A 19,529-nucleotide genomic window follows, 5' to 3' on the forward strand; every position below is an offset into this window, starting at 1 on the left:
ACGCTTGAGGACCAAAGCATGGCAGCCCCTGATACGCCCCGCATCCTGTTCCTGGCCATGAGCCGCAACCAGGCCGCCTACTTCACCCGGCTGGCCGGGGCGATGGCCGTCGAGGGCGTGATCCTGCAGGCCAAGCATCCGGGCCGTGCGCCGTTGGCGCCTGCGCTGCGCTGGCTGTGGCAACGGCGCGCGCAGTGGGCCAGCTGGTTGCGCTTTCGCGTCGACAAGGGGCGCGTCAATGCGGGCAGCGGCGGGGTGCTGTTCCGCTTCGGCCTGATGCTGCGTGCGGCGTTCTGCCTGGCCGGCGCCATGCGCGATGTGCGTCAGGCGCGGCCGGACGCGCTGTTCATGCTCAATGGCGCGCACTACAAACAGCGTGTGGTCACCGCCTGGATCAAGGAGCAGGGCATCCAGACGATGTTCCTTGAGCTGGGCTGCCTGCCCGACACCATGGCACTGGACGCACGCGGTGTGAACTTCGACAGCGAGGTGCCTCGCGATCCGGCGTTTTACCGGGCCTACCAGCCGAGTGGCGAGCCTGTCACCGACAAGCTGGTGCGGCGCCCGCCGCGCAAACCGGTGGGCGACCCCATCACGTTGCCAGCGCACTATGTGTTCGTGCCGTTCCAGGTCTACGACGACACCCAGATACTGATCCACTCCCCCTGGCTGCGCGACATGGAAGCGCTCTATGACGCCCTGCTGCAAAGTGTCGAGGCGCTGCCGCCGGATCATGTGTTCGTGGTGAAAGAACACCCGACCTCGAAACGTGACTACCGGGCGCTGCATGACCGTCATCCGCGCATCCTGTTTGCCAATGCCAACGACACACAGGCATTGATCGAACACGCCGCGTTGGTAATCACCATCAACTCCACCGTGGGCATCGAAGCGTTGCTGCTCGGCCGTCCGGTACTGACGCTCGGCAACGCCTTCTACAACATCGACGGCCTGGTCTCCCATGCCGACAACGTGGCGCAACTGCGCGAAGTGGTCAGCGCACCGGGGCAGGCGCCGTTTGATCCCGGGCTGGTACGGCATTTCGTTGCCTGGCTGCACGAACGCTATCTGGTGCCGGGGCGCATCAAGCACTGGAATGACCAGCACCCGGTACGCATGCGCCAGCGCCTGGATGACATCCTGCGCGGAGAGCTGCCATGAACTGGCGCCTGAGCGTGCCGGGGGCGCTCGGGGACGAACAGGTGGCGCGGCTGCTGCAGGCGCCAGGCGACGTCATTTCCGGCAAGCCGGGGGCGGTGCAGGTGATACGCCTGCATCAGGAAGGCCAGCTGTTCTTCCGAAAACAGGCGCCAGCGGAACCTCTTGCGCGGCTGATGGCCCGCTTCCTGCGCGGGGGGTATTGGTGTTCCCTGCCGGAACTGGAAGCCCGCAATCTGCAGCAGCTGAAAACGCATGGTTTTGCCGTGATCGAGGTGCTGGCGGCAGGCACGGCCTGGCGCTGGGGACGGCCCGTGGCCGGTGTGCTGCTCAGCGCCGCGCTGGATGCGGACAGCCTGGAACATCGCCTCAACCACGCCGATGCCTCCGCGCGCCTGTTGCTGGCGCATGCCTACGGTGCCCTGGCTGGCGCCCTGCATCAGGTCGGCGGGTATGACGCGCTGCGTGCCAAGGATGTGCTGGTGGATGACGCAGGACAACTGGTGCTGTTGGACCGGGAAAAACCGCTGGGGCGTGCCGGCTGGCGTGCCCGCCGCGCGACACGTTCATTACAGCGGGCCTGGTTCCGCAACCGTCGCAGTGGCCTGGTGCTGGATGACGCCGGCATGCAGGCATTCTGGGCTGGCTATGGCGAAGGGGCGGGGATCAGTGATGTGGTGCTGGCGGATATACAGCGGGTGGTCGACGCATCATGACGCTGGCTGGAGCCCGGCCAGCGCCTGCCAGCCTTCTGCCGGGATCGGCGTCCCGCTGACCGGCGCGCGCCGGCTGAAATGCGCCCGCACTTCATCGATAACCGTACGCTGTATGGCGCGCCGGGCCGCACGACTGCGCTGCAACCGATGTCCCTGCGGAAAACGGCTGAAGTAGGCGGCAAAGAACGTGCGGCGCTCGGCGGCAGTGATATAGCGCTCGTCCAGCAGCATGATCTGCTTGAGATTGCGCAATTGCTCGCGCCGGAATCGCACCGGCCGACGGGTGCGTTCATTGTCGATCAGCCCCAGCCGGTAACCGTCCTTGCCGGGATGGATAATGACGTTGTTTGGCCGCAGGTCACCGTGGGCAATACGTGCCGCGTGCAGGGTGCCGATGGTCTGCCCCAGTGCCCGATACAGCTGCCGACGCCAGGCGCGCCGTTCGGGCTCCTGCAGATAGCTGTGCAGTGCGTTCAGCAATTGCGGCCCGTCCAGGTCCTCCATGACCACGAAATCCTGGTGCAGCAAGGTGCCGCAGGCGACCACATCGGGCGCCAGGCAGCCGGCTTCCTGCAGCAGGCGGGTGCCGAGCAGGGTGCGGCGGGCGCGGCTGCCGCGCAGGGCGCGCTTCAGTGTTTCGCCGGCGCTGCTGTGGTCGAAACTCTTGAAATAAAGGCGGTCCGCCGGGTGATAGCAGATCAGGTTGCGCGCGTTGTCCTTTACCACCTTCCAGCCAGCGCGGTCGCCCAAGAGCGCTTCCAACTTGTCGAGCAGGATTGTTCCTCGATCGGATGTGTCTAAGTGGGTGAAATGGATAGGATACGGCATCAATCTGTCACATTAAAGTCATGAATAAAATGGTATTCCGAAAGGATAATACAGTATTTCTTCGTCGTAATGTAACAACTCCTTGAATCGAATTGCGCGGTTGAGGCGTGAAAATGGTCTGGTTTGTATCTCCCGAGGATGCTGGATCTGTAATATGTTGGAAGTGTGGTGAAAACTTAGTGCTCTAGTCGGCGCGATTTCTTTGATTGATAAACGGTTGAGATGATGGAAAAAGTTTTTTTGGTTACTAATAGTTTTGCAGTGGGCGGGTTGGCCACTGTCATTATGGATCAAGCAAAAGCGCTTAATTCCATGGGGTTTAAGCCTTGCATTATTGCTTTGCACGGTACGGGGGATCTGAATCCGGGGTGCCGTGTGGTTTCTCTGTCGATGAAGGACTCAAAAGCTTCAATATTGTTTAGGGTTCTTTATGCCATATTTAGGCCTTTTATTAGGAATATGGGAAATGTTTTTCTTGTTAAAAAGAATATGGATATTTTGAGTTGCTGTTTGGAAGATGTTGGATATTCTTCTGGTGATGTTGTGATACTTCATGGGTTTAAAACAATAATCAAGGTTGGCGGTATGCCATCGGTGTCAGCAATATCGGTGCTCCATGAGATGCCAGGAAAGATGCTCTCGGGGGGTAACTATGTGGTGAGGCTGGTGCAGAAGGTGATCGCCGATGCTTTTTTTAAAAGAGCTAGAATGGTGGCTGTTTCGGAGTCCGTTAGAAAAGATTTTCATAATATTTTCGGTGAAAAGAAAAAGGCGATAGAAGTAATTCATAACGGCATAGATGTTGATGCATTGCGGGTTCGTGCTTCCGAGGCTGCGGATGTGATTGAGGGAAGGTATATTGTTTCCGTGGGGCGGCTGGAGGGGGTTAAGGGTTTTGATGTTCTGATCAAGGCTTTTTCTGGCATAAGAGATACGGACTTGAAACTGGTCATTGTTGGGGGGGGAGGTGAGAATGCGTTCCTTGTCGATTTGGCTCACTCTCTAGGTGTTCAAGAGAGAGTGTTGTTTTTGGGCTACTTGCGTAACCCCCTTCCTATAGTGGCCAAGGCGAAGTTATTTGTGAGTGCCTCGTGGAGTGAAGGGTTCGGTCTGGCTGTTCTTGAGGCTGCTTGTATTGGTGTGCCGGTAATTTGTACAGGAGTAGGAGGGCTTGCTGAATTATTGGAGGGCGATACGCATTGTTTTTTTAAGCCAGGTAACTATGAGGAGTTGAGAGAGAAGATCGAGTATTCGCTATATGTCAAACCGGTTTCTGTAAACCTAAAAGAAGTTCTGGATATCCAGGCGTCCATGAGGCGTTATTTGGAATTGAAGTAAAGTGTTGTTTTGGTCGCGAGCAACGACTGTGGTGGCTTCAATTCTGTGCATTATATTGAGGAGTTCTCATCAGCTTTCGGAAGGATAGGGCATGCTTCCATCTGCCTGATGCTTGAACCGCTGATGCATCCACAAATACTGCTCCGGCGCCAGCAACACCGCAGTTCCCACAGCCTGATTGCCGCGCGTCGCATCAGCCGGGTCATCTCCCGACAGAAAGTCCGCCAGAGGCGGATCGAACGTGATCCGGTAACGACCACCTAGCAAGCGATAGTGACTGATCGGGGTTATTGTCGCTCGGCTTATGCGAGCGATCCGTGTGGTGGTTGTAACGGTGAAAGCGGGTACGCCGAAGAAGGGGGCGAACACGGCCTGCTGGGTGCCGTAGTCCTGGTCCAGTGTGTACCAGCACATGTCCCCGTTACGCAGGTAGCGGATCAGCTCAAGCACGGTGCTGTCATTCGGACGGTAGACTACACTGAAGCAGGCGCCTTCGCTGAGCAGGCGGGTGCCGATGCCAATGGTATTGAAGTGCATGTCGACCAGCAGGACGCCCCGCGCCCGGCGGCGCGGGCCGCCTCGACATGTTCGAAACCATGCAGTTCAAGCCGTGAGAGCACGGGGCAACGGGAGGGGCGGGGTGCTGCCGCTTGTGAGGCATACTGCTGACGGTGTGCCAGTCCCAGCAGAAGTGAAACAAAGCTCTGTCTGCACATGGTGTCCTGGCGTCTGCACGGCGGCTTTCGGCATTGTCCGGTTCGTCCGAATTGTAATAAGGGGGATTGCCCCCGAGTGGAAGCCTGCCGGGGAGGCGTTGGAGATGAAGCGCCTGGTGTTCGTCTCTAGTTGCCGGAGGTGCCCATGAGCAGCCATGCGATGGCCAGCAGGGCCACGAGGCTGATCAACAGAAAAGCCATCCGGCGCGTTTGCCGGCCCTTCCTCTGGCGCTGCTTCAGGCTTTTCCGGTGTTTGGTCCAGCTTCCATTGTAATGGTGTATGGAGACAGTGTTCTGAGTCTGGGTGCCGCCGTGCCTGGGGTGGTAAGGGCAAAATACCTCTCTGCGGTAAATGCCCACGTTATCCGAGAATACCTGGTCGCGATCTTCAAGGCATAACCCTTTCCGGACAAGCAGTGACGTCAGGTGTCGGGTAATTGTGGTGAGATCCGGGTCGCCCTTCGTGTTCAAAAAATGCCGTGTGGCATACTGTTCAAGCAGTGTCGAGACAATCTCTCCATTTTTTTCCGAACCCATAATGGCTGTGGCAACATTCGAAGGGTCCTGAAATCCGGAAAAAAAGCTGTGTTTCAGAAAGGGCGTCAGCGTGCCAAAAAGTTCCAGATCGCTATCGAGATAGATGCCGCCCTGATCCTTGAGGATATGAAGTCGGACAACATCGCTGGCAAACGCATAGATGCCGGCGTCAAACGCCTGCCTGGCAAAGGGGTACTGAGAGATGATGCTTTCGCATTGCTCGTTGCCCCAGAGTACAAGCTGGTAGTCAGGCAAATGTCGCTCGAATGAGGCGATGCAACGTCGCACCAGCGCTGGCATTGGTGCGTTGCCTATCCATATGTAATGCGCCAGTTTAGGAATGCGGTGTGCGCTCACAAGTCACTCTTCCCTGCGGTTTTATGGTTGCTGTCGCAGCGTGCCGCTGCCCGGGCGGCAATTGCTTTGTAGAGCACCCCGCCAGCCATACCCATGGGCACTATAAATGCAAACCATATACCCCCAGGCGGGGCTACTACCACATTACCGTAAGTCAGGAGCGCGATCAGGCTGTATATAAAGAGTGCCAGCGTCAATTCATTCAGAATGTGGTGGCGTGCCTTGAGCAGATTGCGAATGGCCATGATTTGTGGCAAGGCGAACAGCATCACGCCGAGCAGGCCGCCCCAATACAGATGGGACATCCATATGTTATGGGCGTGCAGCCCCAGGCCCCTGTTGGGGATCAGGACATTCATCATGTCGTTGCCATTTCCAATAATCGGATGGCGCAGGAATCCTTCGAAGGCAAGAGCCCAGAGCTCGGGGCGTAGCGAAGTGCCCCGGTTGCCTCCCCAGATAATGGCGCTCACGGCGACAAGCAAAGCCAGGCAGGCAGTGGTGAACAGCAGTGGCTTGCTGAGGCCGTTTCTGAATGTATGAAGGGATACGATCAGGGCAGCGGCGACGAACAGTGCCAGCATGGGGCCTCTGCTTTGCGACATGAAAAAGCAGAGGGCGAAAATGGCCAGCGGTAGTATGGGCAGCAAACTGGCTCTGCGAACAATCAGTATGATGCTGAGCAGAGTGGCCGGCGCAAAGAAATACAGCCCATGAATGGCGCTTTCTATCCGACCCGTGAAATGCAATCTCGCGGTCAGTGGGTAGGCAAAAACGATATAGCGGTCTGATAAAGCCCAAAGAGCCGCCAGTGTGGAGATGCCTATGACAAACACTGCCGCTTTTTTTAACTGCTCTTCACTGGCTTCGCCAATGACCGCGGCGATAGCAAGGAAGCCTATAAAAGAATAAATGCTGAACCTGATGAACTCGCGGGTGTCGTAATGAATAAGGTCAGGGCCCCACATTTGGCTGATTGCGCTATAGAGAACGTAGAGGGTGAAGCACAGGGTTAACGGAGAAATCAGGAACTGGATGAAAGCGGTCTTTCTCGCAATAAAGAGCCATGCTACCAGGGGCAGAAGGCACAGAGTCTCAAACAGGGCAATTGCTTTGCCGGAACTGTTCAGGAAAGGCAGCAGCCCGAAATATATGCAGACGCCAATCAAAAGAAAGCCTTGGCAGCGAGCAGGCTGCACGCTTTTTGCGAACATTGAAGTCGTCCTTGATGTTATTGCTTAAAAGGCGTTTTGCGACGGGAGCGATATATTCTACGCCCATCCGCCTGATGCTTGAACCGCCGATGCACCCACAAATACTGCTCCGGAGCCCGCAGCACGGCGGTTTCCACCGCCTGGTTCACCCTGGTCGCATCCGCCACATCATCCCCCGACGGAAAGTCTGCCAGGGGAGGATCAAACGTGATCCGGTAGTGGCCGCCGGGCAGCCGGTAGTGACTGATCGGGATCACTGTCGCCCGGCTCATGCGGGCGATCCGTGCGGTGCCGGTAATGGTGGAGGCGGGTACGCCGAAGAAAGTGGCGAACACGGCCTGCTGGGTGCCGTAATCCTGATCGGGGGCATACCAGCACATGCCGCCGTTACGCAGGTGACGGACTACGCCGCGCATGTCGGAGCGGTCGAAATAATGTTCGGTGTACTGGCTGCGACCGTGGCGGATCAGCCAGTCGAGCACGGCGTTGTCATTCGGACGGTAGACCACGCTGAAGCGCACACCGGCGCCCTCGCCGAGCAGGCGCGCGCCGATATCGATGGTATTGAAGTGCATGCCCACGAGCAGGATGCCCCGTCCGCTGGCCCGGGCGGCTTCGACGTGCTCGAAGCCCTGCAGTTCAAGCCGGGCGCGGGCATTGAAATGCAGGCTGGTATAGGCGCCGGCAATTTCGGTCATGGCTTCACCGGTGGAGAGCAGGGTGGCACGGGTCAGGGCGGCGCGCTCTGCCTCGGGCATGTCGGGGAAGCAGAGTGCCAGGTTGGTCTCTACCACCCGGCGCCGTTCCGTGCGCAGCCGCCAGGCCAGCCAGCCCAGGCCGCGCCCAAGCGCCAGCAGCAGGCCCCAGGGCAATTGCCCCAGTAACCAGACCAGCCCTACCAGCACCCAGGTCGGCCACCAGACCGGGTGATATAGCGGGGCGGTGCGTTTGCGACGTTTTCCCACGGATCGGGCTCCGGCGTTTAAAGCGCGTCAGTTTACTGGCCCCATCCGGTGCCTGCCAGCGGCCCTGTGGTAAACTGCGCGCCATCCGGCGGCCGGTGGGCCGCCCTGCTTGCAGGACCCTTTATGCAGAGTTTGCAGATTCCCGTATTTGCCAATGCCCGTGTGCTGGTCGCGGGCGACGTGATGCTCGACCGTTACTGGCACGGCCCGACGAGCCGTATCTCGCCCGAGGCGCCGGTGCCGGTGGTGCGGGTCACTGAAATGGAGGACCGTCCTGGCGGCGCGGCCAACGTGGCGCTGAATATTGCTGCCCTGGGCGCCGACGCTGCGCTGGTGGGGGTGACCGGCGGGGACGAGGCGGAAGCGATTCTGCGTGAGCGACTGGCGGCGGCGGGCATCCGCTGTGATTTCCAGACCGCGCCGGGGCAGCCAACGATTACCAAGCTGCGCGTGATCAGCCGCCAGCAGCAGCTGCTGCGGCTGGACTTTGAAGAGCCTTTCCATGACCTGGATGCCGCACCGTTCACCGCCCAGGTGAGCAGTGGCTTGCGTGGCTGCGGCGCCCTGATCCTGTCCGATTACCAGAAAGGCGCCCTGCGCGATTGCCAGGCGCTGATCCAGGCGGCGCGCGACGCCGGTGTGCCGGTGCTGGTGGACCCGAAAGGCACCGATTTCTCCCGTTATCGTGGCGCAACGCTGCTGACGCCAAACCTGGCGGAATTCGAGGCCGTGGCGGGCGTGGTGCGTTTCGAGGAGGAGCTGGTCAGCAAGGGCCAGCAACTGATGGAGAGCCTGTCGCTGGACGCGTTGCTGGTGACGCGCAGCGAAAAAGGCATGACGCTGCTGCGTCGCGACCAGTCGGCGCTGCATCTACCGGCGCGGGCGCGGGAAGTGTTCGATGTGACCGGTGCCGGCGATACCGTGATTTCTGTCCTGGCAGTGGCGCTTGCCGCCGGCAGCCCACTGGAAGATGCCGTTGCGTTGTCCAATATTGCGGCGGGCATTGTGGTCGGCAAGCTGGGCACGGCAGTGGTCAGCGCACCGGAATTGCGACGCACCGTGCACCAGGAAGGCGGGATCGGCCGTGGTGTGATGACGCCGGAACAGCTCAAGGTGGCGATTGAGGATGCACGCGCCCAGGGCGAGCGCATCGTGTTCACCAATGGTTGCTTCGACATTATTCATGCCGGGCATGTGGGCTATCTGGACACGGCGCGCCGCCAGGGAGACCGCCTGATTGTAGCGGTCAACGGCGACGACTCCATTCGCCGCCTGAAAGGCCCGGGGCGCCCGATCAATCCGCTGGAGCGGCGCATGGCCGTGCTGGCGGCGCTGGAAGCGGTGGACTGGGTCGTGCCGTTTCACACCGACACCCCCGAACCACTGCTGCAGGCGCTGCACCCGGACGTGCTGGTGAAAGGCGGGGATTACAGCGTCGATCAGGTGGTGGGCGCCGATATCGTCACCGGCTACGGCGGTGAGGTGCGCGTGCTGGATTTTATCGACGATGTCAGCACGACCAAGATTGTCGAACGTATTCGGGAAAGGGACCAGTGAAAGCGCGCTGCGGCGCTGCGGTTTTTGGGGCCTTGTTTTTAAGCGTCAGACGTCAGACGTCGGACGTCTGACGCTTAAAACAAAACACCGTGCTTTCAGTGGGCACCCAGCGCTATACGTGCCTTGGCCACATTCTCCCGCAGGTGCACCGGGTTGATGGTGCCCGCGATGATGCTGCTCACGCCCGGTGTGCCGAGGATATGATTCAGGCTGGCCTGCACCGGGTCAGTGATCGCGTGTGACAGGTGCCCGCTGGCGAACGCTTTCTTGATCAGGATGCCCTTGTTGTGCGCTGCCGCGTGTTCAATCACCGGCAGTTCTTCGTCATAGCCCAGCTGATAGGTGACCATGGCAATGTCCGCGCGGGCCAGTGTGGCCAGCCCGCCCTCGACGGTCTTGGTCGACATGCCGGTGGCGCGGATCAGCCCTTTCCTTTTCAGTTCAGCGAGCATCTCCAGCGTGCCGGCCTGTTCGATGATGGCCAGGTCGTTGCCGTCGGAGTGCACCAGTACCACATCAATATAGTCCGTACGCAGTCGCGTGAGGCTGCGCTCTACGCTGGCACGCACATGCTCGGGGGAAAAATCGAAGTGGCTCTGGCCGTTGTCGAATTCCTCGCCCACCTTGGACACGATCACCCAGTCCTGTCGTTGCGAGAGCAGCTGTCCCAGCCGTGCCTCGCTGGTGCCATAGGCTGGCGCAGTGTCGATCAGATTGATGCCCAGGTCACGGGCCTCGTCCAGCAGGGCGCGTGTGGCCGCGTCGTCGGGGATAGTGAAGCCGTGCGGATATTTCACACCCTGGTCGCGGCCCAGTTTGACGGTGCCCAGGCCAAGTGCCGAGACAGTGATGCCGGTGTCGCCCAGCGGGCGCAGGAAATCGCTCATGCTTCGTGTCCGAACAGGCGGTACCAGACGGGCCTGCCGGGTTGCGCGCGCGGCAGCGACGCCGGCAGTGTCGGCTGGGGATGTGCCGGTGTGGCCTGGTCGCGGGCCAGCAGTGCCAGAACCCGGTCCCCCAGATCAGGGGTCAGGGTAAGTTTGGTGGGCCAGGTGACGAGCAGGCGGCCGCGCGCTTCTGCGTAGGCGTTGTCCGGTTTTACCAGCGCTGTCTGGTGCGGCTCGGCGCGGTCGATGCGCACGGTGGCCAGTTCGGCGTCGCTGAAATCCAGCCAGGGAAACAGGTCGGCCAGCTCGGCGCGCGCGGCGCGGATCAGGGCGTCTTCCGTCATCTCCACGCCGCGCTCGGCCAGATCGCCGCCGAGGTACCAGACCAGGGCGCCGTCCGGTTGCTCATGGGTGGTTACGGTCAGGCGCGGCTTGTTGCTGGCGCCGATGCAGTGGGCGTACAAACGGTGCGGCATGCGGTGCTGCACCAGCACCATCTGCAGCGGCCGGGCCTGCGCGCGGATATCGGTGGCCAGATCATGCTCGCCTGCTTCGGCCAGCAGCGCCGCGTTGCCGTTGCCTGCAGCGAGGAGAGTGCGGGTCGGAGTCAGCGAGAGGCCGGGCAGGTCAATACGCGCCAGGCCGTCGGCGCACCAGTGCAGTGTGGTGCTTTCCGGGTCAATGTGCAGGCAGCGGTCCTGGATGGGGGCGGCCAGTTCGCGCACCAGGCTCTCGGTATCCAGCACCAGGTCGTCCAGCCGATAGACATTGCCGCGAAACGCCTTGTCGTGCAGCGCAGACGGGTACTGATTGAATTTCAGTTTCTGGATGCGGCCGCGCAGCATGCGGCTGGCAAAAAACGTGGTGAAGCGCGAGGCCAGTGATCCGGCGGACCACAGATGCTGTGTATCGGAAAGCACCCTGACGCCACGCAGGTCCAGGTCACCTTCGCCGGCCAGCGATGCGCGCCAGCGGTCCGGCATGCCGGCGATGGCTTCGGATTCGTGTGAGAGCGCGCCGCCAAGGGCGTACTTCAGGCCGCCGTGCAGGATGCCCTGGCTGAGCAGCGTCTGCTGGCCGCCGAGCGTGTCGCGTTCCAGCAGCACACAGGAGTAGCCGCGTTGAGTCAGCAGATTGGCCAGCCACAGACCGGCGATGCCGCCACCGAAAATGGCGATGTCCACGGGGGTGCTGGTGTGCTGCGGGGCGTCGGTCATGCAGAGTGATCCTTTCCTGTCTCACCGGCTGAACATCCGGCCCGTGCGGCGGGCCGTGGGTTGCGGGCGCTATGGTAGCATAGCGGCCTTGCCGACACGCCGGAGACGGATCGACCTCATGCGCACGCTTTACAGTGGACTCTGGTACGCCCTGATGCCGGCGCTGTTCATCCGCCTGTGGTGGCGCGGCCGCCGTGCACCGGCCTATCGGGGCCGCTGGCGCGAACGGCTGGCGTTGGGGCTGCCGCGCCAGCCGGGCCACACGGTCTGGATTCACGCCGTGTCCGTGGGCGAAACCCTGGCCGCCGCGCCGATGATCCGTGAACTGCTGGCACGTTATCCGGACACGCCGCTGTTGGTCACCACCACCACGCCGACCGGCTCGGAGCAGGTGCGCAAATTGTTCGGCGACCGCGTGCTGCACGTCTACTGTCCCTGGGATACGCCGGACGCCATGGCGCGCTTTTTTCGTGTCTTCAACCCGGCGCTGGTGCTGATTCTCGAAACCGAACTGTGGCCGAACATGATCGCGACGGCGGCGCGCCGCGCAGTGCCGGTGTGGCTGGTGAATGGTCGGTTGTCCGCGCGCAGCTTTCGCGGCTACCAGAAATTCAGTGCGCTGGTGCGCCCGATGCTGCAGCGTTTCGCGGGACTGATGGTACAGACCGACGCCGAGGCGGATCGCTTCCGGCAACTCGGCGCGCCGCCCGAACGGGTGCATGTCACCGGTAGCGTGAAATTCGATCTGGTGCTGGATGACACGCTGCGCGAAAACGCTGCCGTGTTGCGTGCAGGATGCGGTGCACGGCCGGTATGGATTGCTGCCAGCACGCATCCGGGCGAAGAAGAACAGGTGCTGGCCGCGCACGCGACGGTGCGTGCCGCGCAGCCGGACGCGTTGCTGGTGCTGGTGCCGCGCCATCCGGAGCGTTTCAACGAGGTGGCGGAACAGGTCGTTCGCGCGGGCATGCCGCTGGTGCGGCGCAGCAGTGGTGAACGGGTGACGGCCGATGCTGCGGTCTATCTTGGCGACACCATGGGCGAATTGCTGATGTTGTTCGGCGCCAGCGATGTGGCCTTTGTGGGCGGTTCGCTGGTGCCATTGGGTGGCCATAATCTGCTGGAGCCCGCCGCCTGGGGGCGGCCCGTGATCAGTGGGCCGCACCGATTTAACTTTGAGCGTGTGGCGGAACTGCTGGAAGAGCAGGCCGCGCTGGTGACGGTGGTGGATGCGTCGTCACTGGCAGAGGCGGTGTTGCTGCTGCTGGATGACAGCGTAAAACGCGCACAGCAGGGCGAGGCAGCACGCGCGGTGGTGGCGGCCCATGGTGGTGCGCTGGAACGGGTGCTGGCGCGGCTTGGCGAGGTGTGGCCGGGGCAACACTGAAACATGCCGGAGAATGGGCGGGTGGGCTTCCCGCCGCGTTCGTTCATCGCATAAAACAAAAGGGGCGCACACGGCGCCCCTTTGTTTTATGGCTGTAGTACTTATTCGTCGAGTGCGTCGTCAGTGCCCGCCGATACCAGGTCCAGTTCCACCAGGTCGGCCGGTGCCAGCCAGTTGTTCACCTGCACCAGATCATCTTCGGTCAGCACGCCGGCCAGGGCTTTCAGGCCGAGGCTGTCGAGGATGTATTCATAACGGGCATTGGCATAGTCGCGGCGCGCGGCGAACAGCGTGCGTTGTGCGTTCAGCACGTCGACGATGTTCCGGGTGCCCACTTCATAGCCGGCCTGGGTCGCTTCCAGGGCGGAATCCGCAGAGCGGATCGCCTGGGCGCGGGCGCGAATGCGCAGGGCGTTGGCGCTGACCACCCGGTAGGTGCCTAGCGTCTGCTGGCCGACATCGCGCCAGGTCTGCTGGTACAGGTCCTGGCTGGCTTCGTGTTGCAGCGCGGCCTGCTTGCGACGGCTGTTAACGCCACCGCCCTGGAACAGCGGCAGGTTCACTTCAATGCCGTAGGCGTTGGTACGGGTGTCCGGCAGGTTCAGTGTGCTGGTCGGGCCACTGGCGTCGTTCTTGTAGCGCTGGTGCTGGGCAACCAGGTCCACCGTCGGGCCATGCGCCCAGGCCTGCTGGCTGGCGAAATGGCGTGAGGATTCGCTCTGGTACAGCGCGGCCAGGATCGTCGGGTTCTGCTGCCGGGCCAGTTCTACCCACTGCTGCGGGTTGGCCGGTTCCGGGCCGGTCAGCGGCAGTTCTTCCTGCAGCGCGGCCAGGCTTTCCCAGGTGCGGCCGGTGAGGGCTTCCAGGCGGTCGCGGGCGATATCGAAATCGGCTTCGGCCAGAATGCGCTCAACCTTGGTCAGGTCGAAAGCGGCTTCGGCTTCGTGCACGTCGGTGATGGCCACCAGGCCCACGTCGAAACGCTCGCGGGTCTGCTCAAGCTGACGGCCGATGGCGCGCTCTTCTGCGCGAATCGAGACCAGGTTTTCCCAGCTCTGCAGCACGCCGAAATATTGCGTGGCGACCCGTTGCAGGAAATCCTGGCGCGCCTGCTGGAAGTTGGCGGCGGCAACCGAAGTGGCGGCGTCGGCCTGCTTGTAGGCGTACCAGGCACCCGGCCGGAACAGCGGCTGAACCAGGCTGAGGGTCAGCGTCTGTGTTTCGAAATCGGTTTCGCCGCCGGGGCTGGAGGTGACCTCCACGTCGTTGTCCAGCCAGCTGTAGCTGGCATTGACGCTTGGCAGCAGGCCGGCACGGCCCTGTACGACATTCTCCTGTTCGGCTTCCCAGGTGCGCAGAGCACCGCTCCACTGGGAGTCAGCTTGCCAGGCGGATTCAAGGACATCGGCCAGGGTGGCCGCCTGGGCAACGCCGGTTGCCGCCAGTAGCAGAGCTGCTGCGGCATAAGTGATACGTTTGGTGCGCATGATGGTGGTTCCCGTTATTCGCGGAGGCTCAATGGTACTGGTAAGTCACGGTCTTTTGCATTATTTCGGCGTGTCCCTTACTGCGTTATGACGGACCATCAGGTCATTTCCTGGCCGGCTGTGCAAGCCGTGCTGCCCGTATGGGGTGTGACGCCCTTGCAGTACAGGTGTTTCAATGGGTTGCGTCAGGTTGAGTGCCTTTGTAGCGCTGACGTATAGTGGCGTTTTCAGGCGTCCGGGGCTCGCCGAGGCCGGCGCTGATTCCCGCCCTGATTCCGATCCTGATGCCTGGCTGCCTGCGGTGGCCTGGCTGAATACTACTGGAGACCTCCCGTGCCGGACGATTACCTCAGCGCTTCCTCCCATGCCATCGAAGAGGCCTGCCAGCCGATTTCCGGCTCGCGCAAGATCTACGTCACCGGCAGCCGCCCGGACCTGCGCGTGCCGATGCGGGAGATCAGCCAGCACCCGACGCTGCTGGCCGATGGCAGCCGGGAACCGAACCCGCCGCTGGCGGTGTACGACACCTCCGGCCCCTATACGGACGCAGAGGCGAAGATTGATATCCGCCAGGGGCTGCCGCCGCTGCGTGCGGCCTGGATTGCCGAGCGGGGCGACACGGAGCAGTTGGGGGGGCTGAGTTCGGAATACGGTCGCCGTCGTGAGCGCGATATCGCCACTGCCGGGCTGCGTTTTCCGCACGCCCGTACGCCACAGAAGGCCCGCGCCGGTGCCAACGTATCGCAGATGCACTATGCCCGTCGCGGCATCATTACGCCGGAAATGGAATTCATTGCCCTGCGTGAAAACCAGAACCTGGCCGCCGCCCGTGCCGCCGGGCTGCCGGTGGAGCAGCATCCGGGCCAGTCGTTCGGCGCCGCCATTCCGGCTGAGATCACGCCGGAATTCGTGCGCGACGAAGTCGCCCGTGGCCGCGCGGTGATCCCGGCCAACATCAACCATCCGGAAATCGAGCCGATGATCATCGGCCGTAATTTCCTGACCAAGATCAACGCCAATATCGGCAACTCGGCAGTGACGTCCTCCATTGAGGAAGAAGTGGCGAAGCTGACGTGGGCCACCCGCTGGGGCGGTGACACGGTGATGGATCTGTCCACTGGCGCCAACATTCATGAAACCCGCGAATGGATCCTGCGCAACTCGCCGGTGCCGATCGGCACCGTGCCGATCTATCAGGCGCTGGAGAAAGTGGGTGGCGTGGCCGAGGACCTGACTTGGGAAATCTTCCGAGACACCCTGATCGAGCAGGCCGAGCAGGGCGTGGACTATTTCACCATCCACGCCGGTGTGCTGTTGCGCTATGTGCCGATGACGGCGAAGCGGATTACCGGCATCGTGTCCCGCGGTGGCTCAATCCTGGCCAAATGGTGCCTGGCGCACCATAAAGAGAATTTTCTCTACACCCATTTCGAAGACATCTGCGAGATCATGAAGGCCTACGATGTGACCTTCAGTCTCGGCGATGGCCTGCGCCCCGGCTGTATTGCTGACGCCAACGACGAAGCGCAGTTCAGCGAACTGCGCACGCTCGGGGAACTGACCAAGATTGCCTGGAAACACGACGTGCAGGTGATGATCGAAGGCCCGGGCCATGTGCCGATGCACATGATCAAGGCGAACATGGAAGAGCAGCTCAAATGGTGCGATGAAGCGCCGTTCTACACCCTGGGGCCGCTGATCACCGATATTTCCCCGGGCTACGATCATCTCTCCAGCGCCATCGGCGCGGCCATGATCGGCTGGTACGGCACCGCCATGCTCTGCTATGTCACGCCGAAAGAACACCTGGGCCTGCCCAACCGTGACGACGTGAAAGAAGGCATTATCGCCTACAAGATTGCCGCCCATGCGTCCGACCTGGCCAAGGGGCACCCGGGCGCGCAATTGCGCGACAACGCCTTGTCGAAGGCGCGCTTCGAGTTCCGTTGGGAAGACCAGTTCAACCTGTCACTGGATCCGGACCGTGCACGGGCCTTCCATGATGAAACCATGCCGAAGCAGGCGCACAAGGTGGCACACTTCTGTTCCATGTGCGGGCCGAAGTTCTGCTCCATGAAAATCACCCAGGAAGTGCGGGACTATGCCGCTGCGCAAGAGACGGCGGCGGCACAGGACAGCGAGGCCGGCATGCAGCAGAAAGCAGCAGAATTCCGCGAGACGGGGTCGCAGCTCTACCATGAGGCCAAATCGTGACGCAGCGCCCGTCGTTCAGCCGAAGCGACGTCGACATCATTGAACGGGAAAGCCCTTACGAGGGCTTTTTCCGTCTGGATCGTCTGCGTCTGCGCCATCGGTTATTCAATGGCGGCTGGAGCCGTGAACTGACCCGCGAACTGTTTGTGCGTACCGAAGCGGTGGCGGTCTTGCCGTGGGATCCGGTGCGCGATGAAATCCTGCTGGTGGAACAGTTCCGCGTCGGCGCGCTGGACTTTCGTGACTCGCCCTGGTGCCTGGAACTGATTGCCGGCATCAAGGACAAGGACGATGAATCGCTGGAGGATCTGGTGCGCCGCGAGGCGCAGGAAGAGGCGGGCATCAGCCTGGGTGAGCTGATCAGGTTGCCGGGCTACCTGGCCAGCCCCGGCGGCAGCAACGAACGGCTGAGCCTGTTCTTTGCGGTGACAGACCTGAGCGGGGCCGGTGGCGTTCACGGCCAGCCGGACGAAGGCGAGGATATCCGCGTGCTCACCGTGCCGATGGCGGAGGTCCCCGCGCTGATCGATGCCGGCCAGCTCGACAACGCCCCGTGCCTGGTCGCGCTGCACTGGCTGATGTTGCATCATCAGCGGCTGCGGGGGCAGTATGCCCGCTGACCCGAACGGAGCCCCTGCCCATGCGGAGAACAGTGTGAGCACGGTCAGACCCCCAGTCGACCGTGGTGACCGGGACGACCTGGCGCAGCGACAGCGATACCGCGTCGACCTGCGCGAGATGATGACCCAGTGCGAAGCCAACTATGGCCAGTTGATGCGTCTGATGCGCCTGCTGGGCGATGACGACCAGGCGCATCTGTCGCTGCCGCACGGCAACCAGGCCTCCAGGCGGCTGGTGCTGCGCGTGCTGGAGCGCTGCCGCTACACCACCATGCTGGAGCTGGAGCAGGAAACCCTGCACAGCCTGTTGCCGGGCCCGGCCCTGACCGTGCGCCTGTACCACGATGCACGCAGCGCCGAGGTCACCGCCGCACGTCCCTACCGCCGTGTACAGGCCCGCCACGACTATCCCAACACCGACATGCACCAGCGCGACGAAAAGCTGCAATGGAACCGCTTCCTGGCCGAATGGCTGCGTCATCTGGTGGAACATGGCGGCGTGGCCCGCAGCGCCTGGGCGGGACAACCTTCCGGTGCGTGAAAATGCGCGCGGGCACGCAGTTTCTGCGTGCGCCAATTCACTTCATGGCAGTGTGCGCCCTTCGCTAGAAATCAGCGCGGTCTTTGGTTTATAAGTGATGCTTCGGGCTGCGACCACGCAGCCTACTGGTCGTCCTGCGACGCTTCCGGGGGGGAGCGTGCGACTGGCGCGGGTTTCACTGCGCCGGAGAACAACAGGCACACGCAGCCAGCAGTGACATTGCCAGAACGAAAACGCCGGGAGGGAGCGGGGACTTGAGCCAGTTGGCCTATCATCATCCTCTGCGCGTGGTGCAGTTATCCGACTGCCACCTGTTCGCGGAGGAATCAGGGAAGTTGCTCGGGCTGGAAACGCAATTCAGCCTGGACCGGGTGCTTGAACTCATTCGCGCCGAGCAGCCCCGTATCGATCTGATACTGGCGACCGGCGACCTGTCCCAGGACGCCTCGCAGGCGTCCTACGAGCGTCTGCAGCGCGCCCTGGCCGGCTTCAACACGCCAACCTACTGGCTGGAAGGCAATCACGACAAACCCGCGCCCATGCTTGCCGCGCTGCAGGCGGATCGCTCCCAGGTCAGCCCCTGCGTGGCCGAGTTCGGGGCCTGGACCTTCGTGCTGCTGGATTCCACCATCCCTGGCGAAGTGCCGGGCGAACTGTATGAAGACGACCTCGCCTTCCTGGAGCGGGCGCTGGCCGGGGCGCGTACCGAGCATGTCATGATCTGCCTGCACCACCATCCGGTGCCGATGGGCTGTGCCTGGCTGGATACCCAGGTGGTGGCCAGTGCAGGGCGGTTCTTCGAGGTCATCGACCGCCATCCGAACGTGCGTGCCGTGATCTGGGGGCATGTGCATCAGGAGTTCAGCGGCGAGCGCCACGGGGTGAAGCTGTTTGCGGTGCCTTCCACCTGCGTGCAGTTCAAGCCGGGCAGCGATGATTTCGCCGTGGATGATACCGCGCCGGGTTACCGATGGTTCGACCTGCACGCCGACGGGCGCATTGAGACGGCGGTCTCGCGCGTGGAAGGGGTCGAGTTCGAGGTGGATCTTTCCGTCAAGGGGTACTGAGGCGCACCGCGCAGGCCGGGTTCCGCATTCGCTCTACCCGTCCTGCGGCCCGCCCCGGGGGCGTGGTACCATCGGTCGATTCCCTGACTGGCCTGGGCATGATGACTTCCGATCAGACCTCACTGGTGTATATCCACGGCTTCAACAGCTCGCCGGATTCCTGGAAGGCGCAACAGCTGGTGCGCTGGTTCAGTGAGCGCGGCGCGGCGGCGCGGCTGCATGTGCCGGCGTTGCCGCCGGAGCCGCGCCGGGCCATGGCTGTACTGGAGAGTACGCTGGCCGGAGCCGGCCCGGTGGCGTTGCTGGGCTCCTCCCTGGGCGGCTTCTATGCCACCTGGCTGGCGGCGCACCACGACCTGCGCGCAGTGCTCATCAACCCGGCCGTGCGGCCGTGGGATCTGCTGCAGGCGCATGTGGGTGAGGTGGCGCACTACCATACTGGCGAGCGTTATCACTTCGACGCCGAATGGGTCAGCCAGCTGCGCCATTACGATGCCGGGGATATCGCCCGGCCTGAACAACTGCTGGTGCTGTTGCAGACCGGCGACGATACCCTGGACTGGCGCGATGCCTGGGAGCTGTATGCCGACTGCCACCTGTACCGTGGCCTGGGTGGCAGCCACGGCTTTGATGACTTCGATGCCTTTATTCCGCTAGTGTTGCGTTTCTGCGGCATCAGCCTGTGAGTGGCGTGGCCTCGCCTCGTCACGAAGGACAGTTTCA

At 62.1% G+C, this 19,529-nt stretch carries 18 protein-coding genes; 10 read left to right on the forward strand and 8 right to left on the reverse strand.

What is annotated here, in order from left to right; all coding sequences use genetic code 11:
* Window positions 1–18: 18 nt before the first annotated feature.
* Together S7S_RS02270 and S7S_RS02275 are read left to right on the forward strand one after the other, a co-directional pair.
* Window positions 19–1,161 carry a capsular polysaccharide export protein, LipB/KpsS family gene (locus tag S7S_RS02270; protein WP_008739346.1) on the forward strand — a complete coding sequence of 381 codons (1,143 nt, stop codon included), beginning with the start codon at window positions 19–21 and terminating at the stop codon, window positions 1,159–1,161.
* The gene (locus tag S7S_RS02275; RefSeq protein ID WP_008739344.1) at window positions 1,158–1,874 is read left to right on the forward strand and encodes a BUD32 family EKC/KEOPS complex subunit; all 717 of its coding nucleotides are present in this window, start codon (window positions 1,158–1,160) and stop codon (window positions 1,872–1,874) included. Before S7S_RS02270 ends, S7S_RS02275 begins: the two co-directional genes overlap by 4 nt.
* Here the strand turns inward: S7S_RS02275 and S7S_RS02280 are convergent.
* Window positions 1,869–2,624 carry a lipopolysaccharide kinase InaA family protein gene (locus S7S_RS02280; RefSeq protein ID WP_238582926.1) on the reverse strand — a complete coding sequence of 252 codons (756 nt, stop codon included), beginning with the start codon at window positions 2,622–2,624 and terminating at the stop codon, window positions 1,869–1,871. The two genes, S7S_RS02275 and S7S_RS02280, sit on opposite strands and share 6 nt — an antisense overlap.
* Window positions 2,625–2,924: 300 nt before the next feature.
* Between S7S_RS02280 and S7S_RS19065 the strand changes: the two genes are divergently transcribed.
* Window positions 2,925–4,040 carry a glycosyltransferase gene (locus S7S_RS19065; protein ID WP_082027607.1) on the forward strand — a complete coding sequence of 372 codons (1,116 nt, stop codon included), beginning with the start codon at window positions 2,925–2,927 and terminating at the stop codon, window positions 4,038–4,040.
* Between the two features lie 69 nt (window positions 4,041–4,109).
* Here S7S_RS19065 and S7S_RS02290 read toward each other — a convergent pair whose 3' ends face one another.
* The 4 genes from S7S_RS02290 to lpxL all read right to left on the reverse strand — a co-directional run bounded on the left by S7S_RS02290 (window position 4,110) and on the right by lpxL (window position 7,829).
* Window positions 4,110–4,577, reverse strand: a complete 468-nt coding sequence (locus tag S7S_RS02290) for an LpxL/LpxP family acyltransferase (RefSeq protein WP_008739341.1) — start codon at window positions 4,575–4,577, stop codon at window positions 4,110–4,112.
* Window positions 4,578–4,882: 305 nt separating this feature from the next.
* Entirely contained in the window at window positions 4,883–5,650 is a 768-nt protein-coding gene (locus S7S_RS02295; RefSeq protein WP_144401569.1) for a glycosyltransferase family 32 protein, read from the reverse strand.
* Window positions 5,647–6,864: an O-antigen ligase family protein gene (locus tag S7S_RS02300; RefSeq protein WP_008739339.1), complete on the reverse strand. Its 1,218-nt coding sequence runs from the start codon at window positions 6,862–6,864 to the stop codon at window positions 5,647–5,649. Before S7S_RS02300 ends, S7S_RS02295 begins: the two co-directional genes overlap by 4 nt.
* Window positions 6,865–6,881: 17 nt before the next feature.
* Window positions 6,882–7,829, reverse strand: coding sequence for an LpxL/LpxP family Kdo(2)-lipid IV(A) lauroyl/palmitoleoyl acyltransferase (gene lpxL / locus S7S_RS02305; protein ID WP_008739338.1), 948 nt, complete (start codon window positions 7,827–7,829; stop codon window positions 6,882–6,884).
* 123 nt (window positions 7,830–7,952) lie between these two features.
* Here lpxL and hldE point away from each other — a divergent pair, with 123 nt between their 5' ends.
* Window positions 7,953–9,386 carry a bifunctional D-glycero-beta-D-manno-heptose-7-phosphate kinase/D-glycero-beta-D-manno-heptose 1-phosphate adenylyltransferase HldE gene (gene hldE, locus S7S_RS02310; RefSeq protein WP_008739337.1) on the forward strand — a complete coding sequence of 478 codons (1,434 nt, stop codon included), beginning with the start codon at window positions 7,953–7,955 and terminating at the stop codon, window positions 9,384–9,386.
* A gap of 95 nt (window positions 9,387–9,481) precedes the next feature.
* Here the strand turns inward: hldE and S7S_RS02315 are convergent, their stop codons facing one another.
* Together S7S_RS02315 and S7S_RS02320 are read right to left on the reverse strand one after the other, a co-directional pair.
* Window positions 9,482–10,273 carry an aldo/keto reductase gene (locus S7S_RS02315; protein WP_008739336.1) on the reverse strand — a complete coding sequence of 264 codons (792 nt, stop codon included), beginning with the start codon at window positions 10,271–10,273 and terminating at the stop codon, window positions 9,482–9,484.
* Window positions 10,270–11,490: an FAD-dependent oxidoreductase gene (locus S7S_RS02320; RefSeq protein WP_008739335.1), complete on the reverse strand. Its 1,221-nt coding sequence runs from the start codon at window positions 11,488–11,490 to the stop codon at window positions 10,270–10,272. The genes S7S_RS02315 and S7S_RS02320 overlap by 4 nt, the downstream gene beginning before the upstream one ends.
* Before the next feature lie 118 nt (window positions 11,491–11,608).
* Between S7S_RS02320 and waaA the strand changes: the two genes are divergently transcribed.
* Window positions 11,609–12,877 carry a lipid IV(A) 3-deoxy-D-manno-octulosonic acid transferase gene (gene waaA, locus S7S_RS02325; RefSeq protein WP_008739334.1) on the forward strand — a complete coding sequence of 423 codons (1,269 nt, stop codon included), beginning with the start codon at window positions 11,609–11,611 and terminating at the stop codon, window positions 12,875–12,877.
* A gap of 101 nt (window positions 12,878–12,978) precedes the next feature.
* Here waaA and S7S_RS02330 read toward each other — a convergent pair whose 3' ends face one another.
* The gene (locus tag S7S_RS02330) at window positions 12,979–14,364 is read right to left on the reverse strand and encodes a TolC family outer membrane protein (RefSeq protein ID WP_008739333.1); all 1,386 of its coding nucleotides are present in this window, start codon (window positions 14,362–14,364) and stop codon (window positions 12,979–12,981) included.
* A gap of 333 nt (window positions 14,365–14,697) precedes the next feature.
* Here S7S_RS02330 and thiC point away from each other — a divergent pair, with 333 nt between their 5' ends.
* From thiC to S7S_RS02355, 5 genes are all read left to right on the forward strand, one after another.
* A complete protein-coding gene (thiC, locus tag S7S_RS02335) occupies window positions 14,698–16,578 on the forward strand; it encodes a phosphomethylpyrimidine synthase ThiC (RefSeq protein ID WP_008739332.1) in 1,881 nt (626 codons plus the stop codon).
* Window positions 16,575–17,198 (forward strand): NUDIX domain-containing protein, encoded by a 624-nt coding sequence (locus tag S7S_RS02340; RefSeq protein WP_008739331.1) that lies wholly within the window; start codon window positions 16,575–16,577, stop codon window positions 17,196–17,198. Before thiC ends, S7S_RS02340 begins: the two co-directional genes overlap by 4 nt.
* 34 nt (window positions 17,199–17,232) lie before the next feature.
* Entirely contained in the window at window positions 17,233–17,739 is a 507-nt protein-coding gene (locus S7S_RS02345) for a DUF1249 domain-containing protein (protein WP_008739330.1), read from the forward strand.
* Between the two features lie 254 nt (window positions 17,740–17,993).
* Window positions 17,994–18,806, forward strand: a complete 813-nt coding sequence (cpdA, locus tag S7S_RS02350) for a 3',5'-cyclic-AMP phosphodiesterase (protein WP_008739329.1) — start codon at window positions 17,994–17,996, stop codon at window positions 18,804–18,806.
* A 98-nt stretch (window positions 18,807–18,904) separates the two neighbouring features.
* Window positions 18,905–19,492, forward strand: a complete 588-nt coding sequence (locus S7S_RS02355) for a YqiA/YcfP family alpha/beta fold hydrolase (protein WP_008739328.1) — start codon at window positions 18,905–18,907, stop codon at window positions 19,490–19,492.
* Window positions 19,493–19,529: the final 37 nt, after the last annotated feature.

Source organism: Isoalcanivorax pacificus W11-5, from assembly GCF_000299335.2.
Classification (GTDB): Bacteria; Pseudomonadota; Gammaproteobacteria; order Pseudomonadales; family Alcanivoracaceae; genus Isoalcanivorax; species Isoalcanivorax pacificus.

Excerpts from the sequence above, each read along its gene's own strand:
- S7S_RS02270 (WP_008739346.1), top strand. The coding sequence starts at position 19 with ATGGCAGCCCCTGATACGCCCCGCATCCTGTTCCTGGCCATGAGCCGC.
- S7S_RS02275 (WP_008739344.1), top strand. The coding sequence starts at position 1,158 with ATGAACTGGCGCCTGAGCGTGCCGGGGGCGCTCGGGGACGAACAGGTG.
- S7S_RS19065 (WP_082027607.1), top strand. The coding sequence starts at position 2,925 with ATGATGGAAAAAGTTTTTTTGGTTACTAATAGTTTTGCAGTGGGCGGG.
- S7S_RS02290 (WP_008739341.1), bottom strand. The coding sequence starts at position 4,577 with ATGCACTTCAATACCATTGGCATCGGCACCCGCCTGCTCAGCGAAGGC.
- S7S_RS02300 (WP_008739339.1), bottom strand. The coding sequence starts at position 6,864 with ATGTTCGCAAAAAGCGTGCAGCCTGCTCGCTGCCAAGGCTTTCTTTTG.
- hldE (WP_008739337.1), top strand. The coding sequence starts at position 7,953 with ATGCAGAGTTTGCAGATTCCCGTATTTGCCAATGCCCGTGTGCTGGTC.
- S7S_RS02315 (WP_008739336.1), bottom strand. The coding sequence starts at position 10,273 with ATGAGCGATTTCCTGCGCCCGCTGGGCGACACCGGCATCACTGTCTCG.
- S7S_RS02320 (WP_008739335.1), bottom strand. The coding sequence starts at position 11,490 with ATGACCGACGCCCCGCAGCACACCAGCACCCCCGTGGACATCGCCATT.
- waaA (WP_008739334.1), top strand. The coding sequence starts at position 11,609 with ATGCGCACGCTTTACAGTGGACTCTGGTACGCCCTGATGCCGGCGCTG.
- S7S_RS02330 (WP_008739333.1), bottom strand. The coding sequence starts at position 14,364 with ATGCGCACCAAACGTATCACTTATGCCGCAGCAGCTCTGCTACTGGCG.
- S7S_RS02355 (WP_008739328.1), top strand. The coding sequence starts at position 18,905 with ATGATGACTTCCGATCAGACCTCACTGGTGTATATCCACGGCTTCAAC.